Origin of the sequence: Pseudomonas sp. SBT1-2 (assembly GCF_028640875.1) — a bacterium.
GTDB classification, from domain to species: domain Bacteria; phylum Pseudomonadota; class Gammaproteobacteria; order Pseudomonadales; family Pseudomonadaceae; genus Aquipseudomonas; species Aquipseudomonas chlororaphis_I.
The window spans coordinates 1-16629 of sequence record NZ_JAQZAA010000093.1 but is presented as its reverse complement, the minus strand read 5'-3'; the positions used below and the strand labels follow the sequence as shown (position 1 = coordinate 16629).

Sequence of the window (16629 nt, the reverse complement as noted above, 5' to 3'; positions counted from 1 at the left end):
CGCCAATCCAGGGTCGCCCAGGGAAAGAGGCGCGCATTGTGCAACGGCCCCCGTTTTTCACCCTCAAGGAAGATCACCGTGCTCAAACCCCTCACGCTTGCTGTCAGTCTTGCCAGCGTCCTGCTGTCCACCCAGGCCCTCGCCTATGAATATGGCGAACACGCAGCCACCACTCTCGACAAACTGATCAACGACTACCCGGGCCGCTACCGTGGCACCGCCAACTTCGCCGGGGCCGCCGACTGGATGCAGAGCCAGATGGGCAGCGCCTACGACATCAGCCGCCAGGACTTTTCCTGGACCGCCGGTGGCAGCAGCCGCAGCTCGCAAAACGTGGTGGCCTACGCCGCCGGGACCAAGCCGCAGTACGTGGTGGTCGGCGCGCACTTCGATACCTATTTCGGTCGCCCGACCCTGCAAGGCCTGGACGACAACGGCTCCGGCGCCAGCGTCCTGACCGAGATCGCCCGTAACCTCGGCGGGCTGCAGCTGGAAAACGGCTTGCAGGTGGTCGGCTTCGGTGCCGAGGAGGAAGGCCTGCGCGGCTCCAGGGCGTTCGTCGACTCCCTCAGCGCCAGCCAGCGCGCCAACATGCTGGCCATGATCAACCTCGACAGCCTGATCACCGGCGACATGATGTACGCCCATGCCGGCCAGAACAGCACCGCCAACCCGGCCCTGGCCTCGTTGCGCGAACACACCCTGCGGATCGCCAGGGAACTGCAGATCAATCTGTTCACCAACCCCGGCCTCGACCCGGTATACCCCGCGGGCACCGGCTGCTGCAGCGACGGCGAGGCCTTCGAAGGGCTGAACATCCCGATTCTCTATATCGAGGCCACCAACTGGGAAATCGGTGACCTGGACGGCTACACCCAGACCACCAACCCGGCCATCCCCGGCGGCTCCACCTGGCACGACCCCACTGAGGACAATAAGGCGGTGCTGACCAACGCCTTCGGCCAGGAACGCATCGACCAACGCCTGCGCGATTACTCGCGGCTGCTCAGCCGCCTGGTCCTGGAGCTGACCAACGCCGACCTGCTGGCCTCCACCGCTTCCGGCGGCGCCGTGGCGCGCAACCAGCAGGATCATCTGCAACGCCAGCATCAGGCCATGGTCCGGCTGCACGACCGGCGCTGGCTGACCTTGCAGGCGATGGGTCGCGAAGTCGGCAGTTTCGATGGCGAGATCGGCATCGACGGTGAATACAGCCCCGACAGCGGTTTCGACAGCGCGCCGAATCCCGAGGCGCGTCGGCTGGGGGTGCATGCCCTGGGCGACTACCAGCTCAATTCGAGCCTGAACGTTGGCGCCAGCCTCAGCTACCAGAACGGTCGCGACAAGCTCGAGCATCGCGGCAAGCTCGACAGCGACACCTGGCAGGCGGCGGTCTACGCCTTGCTCAATGACGGCGGCCCGCAATGGCTGGCCGGCGACCTGAGCGTCGGCCGCACCCGCTTCGAATCCAAGCGCAACCTGGTGATCCAGGCCAACGGCGGCCCGGTGCTGCTGAACCAGAAACTGACGGGCGATACCGACGCCCTGACCCTGGGCGCCCGTGTGCTCGGTGGTTACGACCTGGATTTCGGGGCGATCAAGAGCGGCCCCTTCGCTGGCCTCGATTACACCCACTACCGCATCGACCGCTTCCACGAGAAGCAGGACCTGCGCACGGCGCTGGGTTATGAGGAGCAGTCATTCGATTCGCTGGAAGCCAGCCTCGGCTGGCGCGTTCGCGGCGCCGTCACCCTGCCCTACGGCATGAGCCTGCTGCCTTATGGCGACCTGGCCTGGGTCAAGGAGCTGGGAGATGGCCGCCTGGACGACCTGGACCTGACCAGCCGCGCCGATGGTCAAGTGCGCGTGGCTCGCCTGGGCGGTGTGGACAAGAGCTTCGGCCGCGCCCAGCTCGGCAGCCAGCTGGCGATCACGCCACAGCTAGGGCTGTACGCCGAGGTCAATGGCCGGATCGGTCACGCCGAAGGCAGCCAGACCGGCTACTCCCTCGGCGTGCAGTGGCAGTTTTAAGCGGTAGCCTGTAGCCGATCCTTGTAGCCGCTGCCGAGCCTGCGAGGCTGCGTACGAGGTGGGCGGCATTCCGACGCAGTCCTCGCACGTCCGGTGCATGCGGACTGTCTGGGAGGATGGGGTTGCCTGGTTTGCGGCCGCTGCGCGCCCGGGCGCAGCCTCGCAAGCTCGGCAGCGGCTACAGGGTTACGGGGTCGGCTTCTTGAAGACGTAGAACAGGTTCGGCTCGCTGACCAGGTACAGGGTGCCGTCGTCGTCCATGGCAATGCCTTCGGCCTGCGGCACCGTGGCCTGCAAACCTTGCCGCCCCTTGCGCAGCGACATGGTGCTCAGGGGCCGGCCATCCACATCCAGTTCCAGCACCAGCCACGACTCATCCGACAGCGCCAGCAGATGCCCGGTGCGCTCGTCGTATTGCAGGCTGGACAGGTCACGCACGAACAACCCGGCATCGCGCTTGGGGTTGTTGACCACATGCACCGCGTAGGACTTCTCCGGGTCGTAATGCGGGAAGCCCTTGACCTCGTAGATCAGCATCGGGTCGCGTTCCTTGGCGACGAACAGGCGCTTGCCCACCGAATCGTAGGCCAGGCCCTCGAAACCCTTGTTGCCGCTCATGTGCACACCCAGGGTCATCTGCTCGGCGTCCGCCGCGTCGAGGAACACCGTGTCCTCCTCCAGATGAATCTTGATCAGCCGCTGCTGGCGCTCGTCGGTAATCACGTAGGTGTCGGCGCTGATGAACTCGACCGCTTCCGGATCGCCAAAACCGGTCAGGGCGATGCGCCGCAGGATGCGCCCGTCGAGCGACAGCTCGATCAGCTCGGCATTCTTGTTGGTCACGGTGAACAGGCTTTTGCGCACCGGGTCGTAGGTCAGCGCCGAGACATCATCCAGACCTTCGATCTTTTGTGCTTCGAGACTCACCCGATAGCCATCCAGGCCAATGGCATCGGTGTTGACCGGCTGCGACATGACCCGCCAGTTGAACCACAGGCGCTCGAAGTAACGGTGGTGCTGCCCGGCAATGCCCAGCAGCACCAGCACGATAAAACACAGGAGGAGGAACAACGGTTTGGGATAGGCGAGTCGACGCATGCTGGCAAGCTCAAATACAAATCAGGCGGATGAAATATCACAGCCGGATGAATTTAAACTTAATCGCAGCGGGCGTATGCCAGATTATGGCCTTTTGCCGCCAGAAACTGCTGAATCAGCGCTTCTCAAAGCGATAGAACAGGTTGGGTTCGCTGACCATGTACAGGTTGCCCTGCTCATCCATGGCCACGCCCTCGGCCCGCGGAATGGTGTCTTTCAGGCCGTTGAAACCGCCCAGCAAGGTCATGAAGCTGACCTGCTCGCCGGTTTCGTCCAGCTCCAGCAGCATGTGCGAGTCGGCGGACAGCACCAGGGTATGACCGGTGCGTGGGTCGATGCTCAGGGCGGACAGGTTGCGCAGGTCCAGCTCATCGCTTTCCAGCTTCTGCTTGTCGCCCTTGAGGGTCTGGCTGCCGTCGCTGTTCCAGATGAACAGAGCCGGCGGACGCTCCTCGCCCAGCAGCAACTGCTGCTTGCGCGGGTCCCAGGCCACGGCTTCGAACGCCTTGTTCTGGTCCTGAGAGGGCCCCAGGTCGTATTTCGGGAAGTCGGAAATGTTCAGCTCGCGGGTATTGGCATCCACCTTGACGATGGTCAGCAGGTGATCGCGCTCGTCGACGATCCCCAGCAGGCCGTTCTCCATGACCGTCACCCCTTCCGGGTTGCTCCAGCCCACCAGCGGCATCTTGCGCAGCACATCGCCCTGCAGGTTCAGCTCGACCAGGAACGGGTTCTTGCCCATCACCGAAAACAGGGTCTTGGTCTGCGGGTTGTAGGCCAGGTCGGAGGCCTCGTCCTTCTCCATGCCCGGCAGCACCTTGGCGTCGATCACCGCGCGGTAATCCGGCAGCCAGACACTTTCCTGGCGCTCGGCCGGAGTTTCGAAACGCTCCAGCACCCAGAGCAGGCCACGGTCGTCCCAGTGCATGGCGATCGCAATGCCATACATCACCACGCCCGACAGCAACAGCCAGGAATACCAGCGCATGTGGAACAAACCGCGACGACGAACCGTTTGAAGCTCGGGGGTGTGAGGCATGGACATGGGGAGCGCGTTCCAGAAAACCAGCTATGGGTAATAGCACATCGGGGCAGACTCAGACGTCTGTAATCGGAAAATTATCCAGAACGGATGTGAAAAAAACGGCAAAGGGTCCGAAACGCCCCAGATGCCAGTACTTTCGCTGAAGAGGCCCGCCCATTGCAGGCGAGCCTCGCGTCGAAAACCGCTGGATCAGCTGACGCGACTTTCGAAGCGGCTGACGCCCGGCAGCTCCAGCACCAGCTCATCGCCTACATTCAACGGCCCCACACCCACCGGCGTGCCGGTCAGGATCACGTCGCCCGCCTGCAGGGAGAAGCAGCCGGCCATGTACTGGATCATCGGTACGATCGGGTTGAGCATGATGCTGCTGTTGCCGTCCTGGCGGACTTCGCCGTTGATGGTCAGGCGAATATTGATGTCGGTCAGGTCCGGGAAGGTGCTGCCGACCACGAATGGCGCCAGCACGCAGGCGCCGTCGAAGCACTTGGAGATTTCCCAGGGCAGCCCCTTGGCCTTGAGCTCGGCCTGCTTGTCGCGCAGGGTCAGGTCCAGGGCCGGGGCGAAACCGGAGATGGCATCCAGCACTTCTTCGCGGCTGGGCTTGGTCGACAGCGGCTTGCCGATCAGTACCGCGATTTCCGCCTCGTAATGCACGGAGCCACGTTCGGTGGGGATGGCAAAGCCGCCTTCCAGCGGCACCACGCAACTGCCCGGCTTGATAAACAGCAGCGGCTCGGTCGGCACCGGATTGTCCAGTTCCTTGGCGTGCTCGGCATAGTTGCGCCCGATGCACACGATCTTGCCGACCGGGAAATGAATACGGGTACCGTCGACATACTGGTGCTGATAGCTCATTACCGACTCCTGCTCGTTTGGTTCATCAGGTACCGCTGCTTGAGTGACCCTGGGGTCAAACAGCGAAAATCTTGCTCGGGTTCATGATGCCGTTCGGGTCGAACACCGCCTTGACCGCCTTCATGTAATCGATTTCCACCGGCGAACGGCTGTAGGTCAGGTAATCGCGCTTGGTCATGCCCACGCCGTGCTCGGCGGAAATCGAGCCGTTGTACTTCTCGACGGTTTCGAACACCCACTTGTTGACGGTGGCGCACTTGGCGAAGAACTCGTCCTTGCTCAGGTCATCCGGCTTGAGGATGTTCAGGTGCAGGTTGCCGTCACCGATGTGGCCATACCAGACTACTTCGAAGTCCGGATAGTTTTGCGCGACGATCGCGTCAATATCCTTCAGGAAAGCCGGCACCTTCGACACGGTGACCGAAATGTCGTTCTTGTACGGTGTCCAGTGCGAGATGGTTTCGGAGATGTACTCGCGCAATTTCCACAGGTTCTGCAGTTGCTGCTCGCTCTGGCTCATCACGCCGTCCAGCACCCAGCCCTGCTCCACGCAGTGCTCGAAGGTGGCCAGGGCGTCGTTGGCCACGTCCTCGTTGCTGGCTTCGAACTCCAGCAGCACATAGAACGGGCAATCGGTCTCGAACGGCGCCGGCACATCACCGCGGCCGAGGATCTTGGCCAGGGCCTTGTCGGAGAAGAATTCGAAGGCGGTCAGGTCGAGCTTGCCCTGGAAGGCATGCAGCACCGGCATGATCGAGTCGAAATCCGGAGTCCCGAGCACCATCGCCGTGAGGTTGTTCGGCGCGCGCTCCAGGCGCATGGTCGCCTCGACCACGAAACCCAGGGTGCCCTCGGCACCGATGAACAGCTGGCGCAGGTCGTAGCCGGTGGCGTTCTTGACCAGGTCCTTGTTCAGTTCCAGCAGGTCGCCCTTGCCGGTGACCACCTTCATCCCGGCCACCCAGTTGCGGGTCATGCCGTAGCGAATCACCTTGATCCCGCCGGCATTGGTGGCGATATTGCCGCCAATCTGGCTGGAACCTGCGGAAGCGAAGTCCACCGGGTAATACAGGCCGTTTTCTTCGGCGCGGTTCTGCAGCTGCTCGGTCACCACGCCCGGCTGGCAGACCGCGGTGCGGTCAGTCAGGTTCAGGTCGAGGATCTGGTTCATGTAGTCGAAAGACACCACCACTTCACCATTGGCCGCCACGGCGGCAGCCGACAGGCCGGTACGGCCGCCGGACGGCACCAGCGCGACCTTGTGCCGGTTGGCCCAGCGCACGATGGCCTGGACCTGCTCGATGGTCTTGGGAAAGACGATGGCGCTCGGCGCCGGCGCGAAGTGTTTGGTCCAATCCTTGCCGTAAGCGTTGAGGGAGTCGGCGTCGGTCAGGACCTTGCCAGCCTCGACCAGGGTCTTCAGCTCATCAATCAGCGCAGGATTGGTCATCGACAGAACTCTCGAACAATTCATGGTCATCCTGAGAACGCTTCACGTCGCAGGAACGAGTGTTTCGCGGGGTCCGTATGCTAGCATACGACCCCCCGCAGAATAGTGCCGAAGGGCGTTCTGCGGCGACGGCTTTCCTGCCGTCCGGGTCAGCATCTGTTGACCATTTCCTGCCATTTTTCTCCGGGACACAGGTTTACGCAGATGAGCAAGACTTCTCTCGATAAGAGCAAGATCAAGTTCCTTCTTCTCGAAGGCGTCCACCAATCGGCTGTCGACGTCCTCAAGGCCGCGGGCTACACCAGTATCGAGTACCTCACCGGTTCTCTGCCGGAAGCCCAACTGAAGGAAAAGATCGCCGATGCGCACTTCATCGGCATTCGCTCCCGCACCCAACTGACTGAAGAAATCTTCGATCACGCGAAGAAGCTCGTTGCTGTTGGCTGCTTCTGCATCGGCACCAACCAGGTCGACCTCGACGCGGCTCGCGAGCGCGGCATCGCGGTGTTCAACGCACCGTACTCCAACACCCGTTCCGTAGCCGAACTGGTGCTGGCCGAAGCGATCCTGCTGCTGCGCGGTATCCCAGAGAAGAACGCCTCCTGCCACCGTGGCGGCTGGATCAAGAGCGCGGCCAACTCCTTCGAGATCCGTGGCAAGAAGCTGGGCATCGTCGGCTACGGCTCGATCGGCACCCAACTGTCGGTCCTGGCCGAAGGCCTGGGGATGCAGGTGTTCTTCTACGACACCGTGACCAAGCTGCCACTGGGTAACGCCACCCAGGTCGGCAACCTGCACGAGCTGCTGGGCATGTCCGACATCGTCACCCTGCACGTTCCGGAAACCGCTGCCACCCAGTGGATGATCGGCGAGAAGGAAATCCGCGCCATCAAGAAAGGCGGCATCCTGATCAACGCCGCGCGCGGCACCGTGGTCGAGCTGGACCACCTGGCCGCGGCGATCAAGGACAAGCACCTGATCGGCGCCGCCATCGACGTGTTCCCGGTGGAGCCACGCTCCAACGACGAAGAGTTCGAAAGCCCGCTGCGTGGCCTGGACAACGTGATCCTGACTCCGCACATCGGTGGTTCGACCGCTGAAGCCCAGGCCAACATCGGCCTGGAAGTGGCGGAGAAACTGGTCAAGTACAGCGACAACGGTACTTCGGTATCGTCCGTGAACTTCCCGGAAGTGGCCCTGCCGGCTCACCCTGGCAAGCACCGCCTGCTGCACATCCACGAGAACATCCCGGGTGTGATGAGCGAGATCAACAAGGTCTTCGCCGAAAACGGCATCAACATCTCCGGTCAGTTCCTGCAGACCAACGAGAAAGTTGGCTATGTGGTAATCGACGTCGACGCCGAGTACTCGGAGCTGGCGCAAGAGAAACTGCAACACGTCAACGGCACCATCCGCAGCCGCGTGCTGTTCTAAGCGCTCGCTGGCAATGAAAAAGGGAGGCCCTGGGGCCTCCCTTTTTATTTACAGGCAGTTATTTACAGGCAGTTATTTACAGGCAGTTATTTACAGGCAGTTATTTACAGGCAGTTATTTACAGGCAGTTTTTGCCGTCCGCACTTACTTGACGGTGATGGTGATCTTTTCCGAAACGATTGGCGGGTCGAACGGCACGTGGTTCTTGTCGCCCAGCTCCAGCTGCAGGGTGTGCTTGCCCGGGGCCAGGGTCAGCTCGGTTTCGGTCTGGGCCTTGCCGAAGTGGATGTGCTGGGCGTCGGCCGGGATCGGCATGTTTTCGGCCGGCAGCTTGTCGACGTCGACCAGCAGGTGGTGGTGCCCGGTGTGCGGAGTCTGGTCGCCGGCGGGCGCCAGGGAGATGTCGCTGACGCCGAACTTGACCTTGAAGGTCTTGGCCACGGTATCGCCATTGACCGGGGTGACGATAAAGACAGAAGCGCCTTCCGGCGCCTTGGTGCGAGGAATATCCGCCGCAGAAGCCAACATCGAAGCCCCTAGCATCAGGCCGGCCAATGCAGCACGAGATATAAAGGTTTTCATTCTATTCTCCAGTTTTTCCGCAAAATCGGTACGGTTATGACAACTTCGTGGCATATCGTTGTCGAAGGGCAATCAACACCATAGCAAAGCGAGCCTGAACAGCGCATCGCACATATAAATTCAAGGAGTGACCATGCGTTTTCTGCCTGGCCTGATACTTTTGCTACCTCTTGTGAGCACTTACGCTCAAGCCGAACTGATCGACGATGTGAATGACCGCGGGGAACTGCGTATCGCCCTGGAAGCCAATACCCCACCCTTCAACTTCAAGGACGACGGCAAGCTCACCGGCTTCGAAGTCGAGCTGGGCCAACTGCTTGCCCGCGAGCTGGATGTGCGGGCGGACTTCGTGGTCACCGACGCCGCCGACCTGCTGCCAGGCGTCGAAAGCGGCCGCTACGACATCGCCATCAATCACATAGCAATGACTCCAGAACTCAAGGATCGTTTCGACTTCAGCGAGCCTTACAGCTATTCCAGCGCACAATTGATCGTACGCAAGGAAGAAGAGCGCACGCTGGGCAGCCTGCAGGCGCTCCAGGGCCAGGCACTGGGCGTGGCCCAGGGCAGCCAGTTCGTCGAGCAGGCGCGCACCGTGGAAGGCATCGACCTGCGCAGCTACCCGAACGCCCAGCAGCCCATCAAGGATGTGGCGGACAAGCAGCTCGACGCCGCCATCAGCGACCGCCTGCTGATCCCCTACGCCATCCGCGACAGCCGCCTGCCGGTGAAGGAAGGCGCCAAGGTCGGGCCGACCCTGAGCCTGGCGATCCCGTTCCAGAAAGGTAATCCGGCGTTCCAGGCGAGCCTCGACGGCGCGCTGCAGCGCATCAAGGCCGATGGCCGGCTGATGGCGTTGTCGGAAAAATGGTTCGGCATGGATGCGAGCAAGCCACCCAAGCCTTGATGCTGTAATCGCTGCAGAAGGCTGCGGCTGCGCAGAAGGTGATATCGCTGAAGTCCTGCGGACCTTTCGCAGCCTGCGGCAGCGGCTACAGGGGCGTTAGAGCGAGGCCAGGGCCGCGGCGGCCTCGGCCAGTTCCAGCTCGCTGAAGACTTGCACCCCGGCGCGCTTGAGCAAGGCGGCGGTGACGCCCTCGCCGCTGACCTTGACCCCACTGAAGCTGCCGTCGTAGGTCAGCAGGTTGCCGCACGACGGGCTGTTGGCCTTGAGCACGGCGATGCGAATCCCGTGTTCGCGCACCAGTTCCAGCGCCTGCCGGGCACCGCTGAGGAATTCGGCGCTGACATCTTCGCCCTCGGTGGTGATGACCTGCGCCAGGCCATCGAGCACTTCGCCGCCCTGCCCACCAGGTATTTCCGCGGCCGCCCGTGGCGTCGGCAGGCCGCCGGCGACTTCCGGACACAACGCGACCACCCGCCCTTCGGCCTGCCAGCTCGCCAGTTGATCGAACGGCCCGCTGGCGCCACCGTCGTAACGCACGCGGTGGCCCAACAGGCAGCGACTGACCAGGATCTTGTGCATGATCAGAACGGCTCGTTGCCGCGCCGGCGGAACCAGCCCGTCAGGGACAGCCGTTCCCGGGTCGCGGGCAGGACTTCATGGGGCACCTCGCCGGAGAGGAACACCACCAGCCGGCCGCCAGCGGGATCCACGTCGTACTCGCTCTCGCCATCGAAGTACATGCGCAGTTGCCCGCCCTGCTCCGGCAGCCAGTCCTGGTTGAGGTAGATCACCGCCGACACCATGCGCCGGTCATCGTCGCGGAAACGGTCGACATGCTTGAGGTAGAACGCCCCTGGCGGGTACAGCGCGAAATGGCTTTCGAAGTCTTCCAGGCCGAGGAACAACCCACGGTTCAGCGCCTCGCGCAGGCTGTCCATCAAGCCCAGGTAGGTATCGCAGCAATCGGCCTGGCCGGGCTCGAGCCACTGGATGTGATCGCCACGGATCCCCTCGCGAATCTCCTGCGCCGGGCCACGGCCAACCGCCGCCGGCGCCAGCTCACCTTCGGCCGCGCGCTTGCGGCACTCGGCCGCCAGCTCCACGGTCAGGGCTTCTGGCAGGAAGATGTTCTGCTGCGACCAGCCACGGGTGGCCAGGTCATCGACAATGCGTAACAGCAGCGGGTGATCAGAGGGTATTTGCATGGCGCGCATAGTATCCACACCCAGATGAATCCGACAGATCATCTCGATAATTCTGACCAAGCAGCCTGGCGCTGTCTCTGTTCGTCGTTCGATCGGACAGTTTGCGTACTGAACCTGATACGAATTCTCGACAACCATCGCCTTGCCCCGGAGAATAGTGGGCTGCCGACAGGAGTCCTTATGCGCCGTTTGCTTTTTTCACTGTTGATGTTCTGTGTATTGCCCGCCTGGGCAGACGGCCACGACCAGTTGTACAAGGTCGCCGGCTGGCCGGAACAACGTGCGCATTTCAACGATGCCCTCACCGCTGCCCAGCAGCGTTACCAGAATAGCCTGCCGCCAGCGGTCTATCAGGCGCTGGTCAATAACAGCAACCAGCGCTTCGCCCCGCAGGCCATGGACCGCCGTGCCCAGGCGCAGCTGCGGCAGAACCTCGCCGATCCGAAACCGGCCCTGGCGTTTTTCCAGTCGCCGCTGGGGCGCAAGATCGTCGCCGCCGAACTGCTGGCGACCCGCCGCGACCAGTTGGCGAAAAATGCCCAGGGCCTGCCGAAGATGCAGGCCAGCGATACCCGTCAGTTGATCATCGGCCACCTGGCCCAGGCGCTGCCGGCCCGTGAAGCCGGCGCGGAAGTCAGCCTGGCGATCGCCGGCGTCGCCGCCGACAGCCTGAGCCAGATGATCCCCGGCCTATTGGGGGCAGGCCAGGCGCAGAACATGCTCAATGGCCAGCGCCAGCGGCTGATGGCGCAGATCGGCAACGACCTGAACAACACCCTGCTGTACGTCTATCGCGACCTGTCCGACCCGGAGCTGGAAGAGTTCGCCAACTTCGCCGAATCCGCCGAAGGCAAGGCCTACTACCAGGCCGCCCTGGCCGCGATCCGCGCCGGGCTGGCCGTCGGCCAGAGCACTTCCAGCCTCGCACCCTAAGCGTCTGTTGTAGCCGCTGCCGCAGGCTGCGATCGACCGGTACGGTCGCGGCGATCTTGTGACCGCTGAGGTCCTTCGGACCTATCGCAGCCTTCGGCAGCGGCTACAGATGCTGGTTGAGGAAAGCGAAGTATTCCTGGCGAATGCGCGCCGCCTCGTTCGCCAGGTGATGCCGCGCCTCGGGCAGCATCAGCACCTGGGGCTGCTGGAACTTCTGCCGGATCACCTGCAGGTTGTGCTGCCAATCCACCGTCATGTCCGCCTGCCCCTGAACGATCAAGAGCTGCCGACTGCTGCGCGGGGCCAGCTCGATGCGCTTGATCCATTGCGCCAACGCCCCGACCCAGGCGGTCGGCAGGCGCAACGGCTGCAACGGGTCGCGCTGCAGGAACGGCAGGAAATCGGGATCGGTGGAGTTCTCGCTGAAGCGCCGGGCGATGCCTTTGACGAAAGGCCGGAGCATGTAATAGCTGAGCTTCGACCAGCCCCAGGCACGCGGGCGTACCAGCGGCGACAGCAGGATCACCTGGCCCTGGGCCGGGCTCTGGGCACCCTGGTTGAGCAGGTGATCGATCACGATCGCACCGCCCGTGCTTTGCCCGCACAGGTGCCAGGGCTGGGGCAGATCGAGGGACCGGGCCTCGTCGAACAAACCTTGCAGCACCGCCTGGTACACCGCGAAATCATCGATGCTGGCGCGCTCGCCGCTGGACAGGCCGTGGCCCGGCAAGTCGCAGGCAATCACCGCCCACTGCCGCTCCAGCGCCCATTCGATCACATGCCGGTACAAGCCCATGTGATCGTAGAAACCGTGCAGCAGAAACAAGGTCGCCACCGGCTGTTCGGGCCACCAGACCTGGCCGACCACGTCAAAACCGCCGACCGCGAAACGCCCCAGCCCACGCTTGACCGGCAGATCCAGCCCATAGAAACGCTGATAGGCCTGCGCCTGGGCCGAGAGCGGCTGCGCCTCGGCCAGGGGCCGCAGGCTGGCGCGCAGAAGGTCGGGGTCGAAGGTCGCAGACATAAGGGTTTTCCCAGGGTGGCGCGGAACGCGAAACAGGCTTTATCGGCCTGCGATATTCATCTGTCGGGGCAAGCATGGCAAGCTACGCGACCTTCGAGGAATGATCCGTATGCGTCTGCCCTACCGCACGACCCTGCTTGCCAGCCTGCTCGCCCTCCTGTGCGCCGGGGTGCTGTGGGTCGCCTACGACTGGTTCCAGGGACGTTTCCTGCGGACCTTCAGCGAACACACCGCGGTATTTTCCGGCGACCCGCTGCAACTGCCTCCTGGCCTAGCCGGCGAAGGCGCCATCCGCCTGGTGCACTTCTGGGACCCGGCCTGCCCGTGCAATGTCGGCAACCAGCAGCACCTGGCCGAGCTGATCGAGCACTACGGCCCGCAGGGCGTGGAGTTCTACTCGGTACAGAAGGCCGGCAGCCACGGCCAGTTGCCCGCCACCCTGAGCCGCCTGAAAGTCCTCGACGGCCTGCCCGGCTCGGAGCAGATCCCCGCCAGCCCGGCCGTGGCGATCTGGGACCGCAACGGCACCCTGGCCTATTTCGGCCCCTACAGCGAAGGCCTGACCTGCAACTCCAGCAACAGCTTTATCGAACCTATCCTCCAGGCCCTGCACGAAGGCCGTACGGTGAGCGCCACCCACACCTTGGCGGTGGGCTGTTATTGTCCATGGCCGAAACAGACGGATTAAGGCATTCCTGACTTTTCCCAGACAACGGATGCCCGGCACAGAAGGCCTGTGCTAAATGTTTGCCCTCCCCCACGGCAGGCAAATCGCAGAAAGAACAAGGAGTCACCATGAAACGCAGCCTGACCGTACTCGTCGTCCTGATCCTCGCTCTTGCCGCGGGTGGGGGCTGGTACCTGTACAGCAAGCAGCCGTCGCGCCAGGGCCAGGTCGAGCTGGAGCGCCTGCAGGGCTCGGTCACGGTGCGTTACGACGAACGCGGCGTGCCGCATATCCGCGCGGAAAACGAAACCGACCTGTACCGCGCGCTGGGCTATGTCCACGCCCAGGACCGGCTGTTCCAGATGGAAGTCATGCGGCGCCTGGCCCGTGGTGAGCTGGCCGAGATACTCGGCCCCAAACTGCTCGACACCGACAAACTGTTCCGCAGCCTGCGTATCCGCGAGCGCGCCGACAGCTACGTCGCCGGGCTGGATCGCCAGTCCCCTGCCTGGAAGGGCCTGCAAGCCTACCTGGACGGAGTCAACCAGTATCAGAACAGCCACCCGCAACCGATCGAGTTCGACGTCCTCGGCATTCCCAAGCGCTCCTTCACCGCCGAAGACAGCATCAGCGTCGCCGGCTACATGGCCTACAGCTTCGCCGCGGCCTTCCGCACCGAGCCGCTGCTGACCTACGTGCGCGACCAGCTCGGCAGCGACTACCTGAAAGTCTTCGACCTCGACTGGCAGCCCAAGGGTGCCCTGGCCAAGGGCCGTGGCCCGCTGGCGCCGAGCCTGGCCGCCAGCGACTGGCAGGACCTGGGCGCCATCGCCCGGCTGAGCGAACAGGCCCTGGCCGACGCCGGCCTGCCGCAATTCGAGGGCAGCAACGCCTGGGCGGTGTCCGGCAGCCGCACCAAGAGCGGCAAGCCATTGCTAGCCGGCGACCCGCACATCCGCTTCGCGGTGCCGTCGGTGTGGTACGAAGCCCAGCTGTCGGCGCCGGGCTTCGAGCTCTACGGTCATCACCAGGCGCTGGTGCCCTTCGCCTTTCTCGGCCACAACCTGGACTTCGGCTGGAGCCTGACCATGTTCCAGAACGACGACTTGGACCTGATCGCCGAGAAGGTCAACCCGAACAACGCCAACCAGGTCTGGTACCGCGGCAAGTGGGTCGACCTGGTCAACAGCGAGCAGCAGATCGCGGTGAAGGGCCAGCCACCGGTTACCCAGATCCTGCGCCAGTCGCCCCACGGGCCGATCATCAACGACGTGCTCGGGGCCAATGCCGGCAAGACGCCGATCGCCATGTGGTGGGCCTTCCTCGAGACGCCGAACCCGATCCTCGACGGCTTCTACCAGCTCAACCGCGCCGACACCCTGGCCAAGGCCCGCAGCGCCGCGTCCAAGGTCCAAGCGCCGGGCTTGAACATCGTCTGGGCCAACGCCAAGGGCGATATCGGCTGGTGGGCCGCGGCGCTATTGCCCAAGCGGCCGATCGGCGCCAAGGGCGCGTTCATCCTCGACGGCAGTACCTCGCTGGCGGACAAAGAGGGCTTCTACCCGTTCAGCGCCAACCCGCAGGAAGAAAACCCGGCGCGCGGCTATATCGTTTCGGCCAACTTCCAGCCGGTCTCGCCCACCGGCATGGAAATTCCCGGCTACTACAACCTCGCCGACCGCGGCCAGCAACTGGACCGCCAGCTCAGCGACAAGAGCGTGAAGTGGGATATCGAAGCCAGCCAGAAGCTCCAGCTGGGCACCACCACCGCCTACGGCCCGCGCCTGCTGGCGCCGCTGCTGCCAGTGTTGCGCGAAGTGGTGAGCGACCCGCAGGAACTCAAGCTGGTGGAGCAACTGGCGCAGTGGAAAGGCGACTACCCGCTGGACTCCACCAGCGCCACCCTGTTCAACCAGTTCCTGTTCAACCTCACCGACGCGGCCTTTCACGACGAGTTGGGCGACGCCTTCTTCGACACCCTGCTGTCCACCCGGGTGATAGACGCCACGCTGCCACGCCTGGCCGCCTCCGCCGACTCGCCCTGGTGGGACAACCGCAACACGCTCGGCCGGGAAAGCCGCGCCGACACGGTCAGGGTTGCCTGGCGCGCTAGCCTCGCTCATCTCAAGGCGACCTTTGGCGACGACTCGAGCAAATGGCTGTGGGGCCAGGCGCATACCCTGACCCACGGCCACCCGCTGGGCCTGCAGAAACCCCTGGACCGGGTTTTCAACGTCGGCCCGTTCGCCGCGCCGGGCACCCACGAAGTGCCGAACAACCAGTCGGCGAAGATCGGCCCGGCGCCCTGGCCGGTGACTTACGGCCCTTCGACCCGGCGCCTGATCGACTTCGCCGACCCGGCCCACAGCCTGACCGTCAACCCGGTCGGGCAAAGCGGTGTGCTGTTCGACAAGCACTATCAGGACCAGGCCGAGGCCTATATCGAAGGGGTGTACCAGCAGGCGCACTTCAACGAAGAAGAAGTCATGGCCAATACCCACAGCACCCTGAAACTGTTGCCGGCGCGGGTGGCACAGTAAGCCTCACGGTGAACGATGCATAACCTGCAAGAGCCAGCTTGCTGGCGAAGCGGCGGCGGCGGCGGAAAACGATGTGCTGGATGCCAAGACCCGCGAGCCGAAGCGCTTTCGAAGCTATCACTGTAGCCGCTGCCGCAGGCTGCGATCGACCGGAACGGTCGCAGCGGTCTCAAGGTCGCCGAGGTCCTTCGGACCTATCGCAGCCTGTGGCAGCGGCTACCCCCGAAAACGACATCGCCCCTGAACAGGGGCGATGTCTTGTCACGGTCAAAGCCTTCCGGCTGTTGCCTATCAGGCCGCTTCCGGGGCCTGTGCGCGGCGCACGTCCGGCTGTTTCCAGGAATCGGCCGCGGCCTCTTCGATGGCTTGCTGGATGGCGCGCTTGCGGCGCTCTTCGGCCTGACGGCTGAAGTACCAGACCAGGAAAGTCACCAGCGACACCGCCAGCAGGATCAGGCTGGCCACCGCGTTGATCTCCGGTTTCACGCCGAGGCGCACCGCCGAGAACACTTCCATCGGCAGGGTGGTGGAACCCGGGCCGGAGACGAAGCTCGCCAGCACCAGGTCGTCCAGGGACAGGGCGAAGGACATCATGCCGCCCGCCGCCAACGAGGGCGCGATCATCGGGATGGTGATCAGGAAGAACACCTTCCACGGCCGTGCCCCCAGGTCCATGGCCGCCTCTTCGATGGACAGGTCCAGCTCACGCAGGCGCGCCGACACCACCACCGCCACATAGGCGGCGCAGAACGTGGTGTGGGCGATCCAGATGGTGACGATGCCACGCTCCTGCGGCCAGCCGATCATCTGCGCCATGGCCACGAACAGCAGCAACAGCGACAGGCCGGTGATCAC

Annotated in this window: 15 protein-coding genes; 6 read left to right on the top strand and 9 right to left on the bottom strand. The window is 63.6% G+C overall.

The annotated features are described in order from the left end of the window. The first annotated feature begins 78 nt into the window (after nucleotides 1-78). Complete coding sequence (locus tag PVZ78_RS20180) at nucleotides 79-2031, top strand: autotransporter domain-containing protein (RefSeq protein ID WP_257371914.1); 1953 nt, start codon at nucleotides 79-81, stop codon at nucleotides 2029-2031. A gap of 186 nt (nucleotides 2032-2217) precedes the next feature. On the opposite strand, the gene PVZ78_RS20175 is transcribed toward PVZ78_RS20180, so the two are convergent. The 4 genes from PVZ78_RS20175 to PVZ78_RS20160 form a co-directional block, all read right to left on the bottom strand. Then, nucleotides 2218-3129: an SdiA-regulated domain-containing protein gene (locus tag PVZ78_RS20175; RefSeq protein ID WP_009051361.1), complete on the bottom strand. Its 912-nt coding sequence runs from the start codon at nucleotides 3127-3129 to the stop codon at nucleotides 2218-2220. 115 nt (nucleotides 3130-3244) lie between these two features. Beyond that, the gene (locus PVZ78_RS20170; RefSeq protein WP_273829143.1) at nucleotides 3245-4174 is read right to left on the bottom strand and encodes an SdiA-regulated domain-containing protein; all 930 of its coding nucleotides are present in this window, start codon (nucleotides 4172-4174) and stop codon (nucleotides 3245-3247) included. Between the two features lie 189 nt (nucleotides 4175-4363). After that, complete coding sequence (locus PVZ78_RS20165; RefSeq protein ID WP_028683527.1) at nucleotides 4364-5029, bottom strand: fumarylacetoacetate hydrolase family protein; 666 nt, start codon at nucleotides 5027-5029, stop codon at nucleotides 4364-4366. A gap of 55 nt (nucleotides 5030-5084) precedes the next feature. Then, nucleotides 5085-6479 (bottom strand): FAD-binding oxidoreductase, encoded by a 1395-nt coding sequence (locus tag PVZ78_RS20160; protein ID WP_273829142.1) that lies wholly within the window; start codon nucleotides 6477-6479, stop codon nucleotides 5085-5087. Between the two features lie 204 nt (nucleotides 6480-6683). Between PVZ78_RS20160 and serA the strand changes: the two genes are divergently transcribed. Next, nucleotides 6684-7913: a phosphoglycerate dehydrogenase gene (serA, locus tag PVZ78_RS20155; RefSeq protein WP_007932850.1), complete on the top strand. Its 1230-nt coding sequence runs from the start codon at nucleotides 6684-6686 to the stop codon at nucleotides 7911-7913. 144 nt (nucleotides 7914-8057) lie between these two features. On the opposite strand, the gene PVZ78_RS20150 is transcribed toward serA, so the two are convergent. Further along, the gene (locus PVZ78_RS20150) at nucleotides 8058-8495 is read right to left on the bottom strand and encodes a DUF4399 domain-containing protein (protein WP_009051365.1); all 438 of its coding nucleotides are present in this window, start codon (nucleotides 8493-8495) and stop codon (nucleotides 8058-8060) included. A gap of 133 nt (nucleotides 8496-8628) precedes the next feature. On the opposite strand from PVZ78_RS20150, the gene PVZ78_RS20145 reads away from it, so the two are divergent. Beyond that, nucleotides 8629-9402 (top strand): transporter substrate-binding domain-containing protein, encoded by a 774-nt coding sequence (locus tag PVZ78_RS20145; protein ID WP_041985003.1) that lies wholly within the window; start codon nucleotides 8629-8631, stop codon nucleotides 9400-9402. 96 nt (nucleotides 9403-9498) lie between these two features. On the opposite strand, the gene PVZ78_RS20140 is transcribed toward PVZ78_RS20145, so the two are convergent. Both PVZ78_RS20140 and PVZ78_RS20135 read right to left on the bottom strand, forming a co-directional pair. Next, entirely contained in the window at nucleotides 9499-9981 is a 483-nt protein-coding gene (locus tag PVZ78_RS20140) for a DUF523 domain-containing protein (protein WP_016702899.1), read from the bottom strand. 2 nt (nucleotides 9982-9983) lie between these two features. After that, a complete protein-coding gene (locus PVZ78_RS20135; RefSeq protein WP_124355509.1) occupies nucleotides 9984-10616 on the bottom strand; it encodes a 2OG-Fe(II) oxygenase in 633 nt (210 codons plus the stop codon). A gap of 171 nt (nucleotides 10617-10787) precedes the next feature. Between PVZ78_RS20135 and PVZ78_RS20130 the strand changes: the two genes are divergently transcribed. After that, complete coding sequence (locus PVZ78_RS20130; protein WP_016702898.1) at nucleotides 10788-11540, top strand: DUF2059 domain-containing protein; 753 nt, start codon at nucleotides 10788-10790, stop codon at nucleotides 11538-11540. 103 nt (nucleotides 11541-11643) lie between these two features. Here PVZ78_RS20130 and PVZ78_RS20125 read toward each other — a convergent pair whose 3' ends face one another. Continuing rightward, nucleotides 11644-12567 carry an alpha/beta hydrolase gene (locus tag PVZ78_RS20125; protein WP_273829141.1) on the bottom strand — a complete coding sequence of 308 codons (924 nt, stop codon included), beginning with the start codon at nucleotides 12565-12567 and terminating at the stop codon, nucleotides 11644-11646. Nucleotides 12568-12676: 109 nt separating this feature from the next. On the opposite strand from PVZ78_RS20125, the gene PVZ78_RS20120 reads away from it, so the two are divergent. Both PVZ78_RS20120 and PVZ78_RS20115 read left to right on the top strand, forming a co-directional pair. Next, nucleotides 12677-13255 carry a DUF6436 domain-containing protein gene (locus PVZ78_RS20120; RefSeq protein ID WP_016702896.1) on the top strand — a complete coding sequence of 193 codons (579 nt, stop codon included), beginning with the start codon at nucleotides 12677-12679 and terminating at the stop codon, nucleotides 13253-13255. 107 nt (nucleotides 13256-13362) lie between these two features. Then, the gene (locus PVZ78_RS20115) at nucleotides 13363-15774 is read left to right on the top strand and encodes a penicillin acylase family protein (RefSeq protein WP_273829140.1); all 2412 of its coding nucleotides are present in this window, start codon (nucleotides 13363-13365) and stop codon (nucleotides 15772-15774) included. A gap of 291 nt (nucleotides 15775-16065) precedes the next feature. Here the strand turns inward: PVZ78_RS20115 and PVZ78_RS20110 are convergent. Next, nucleotides 16066-16629 (bottom strand): ABC transporter permease subunit (locus tag PVZ78_RS20110; protein WP_273829139.1); only part of this gene is annotated, 564 nt, incomplete at its 5' end.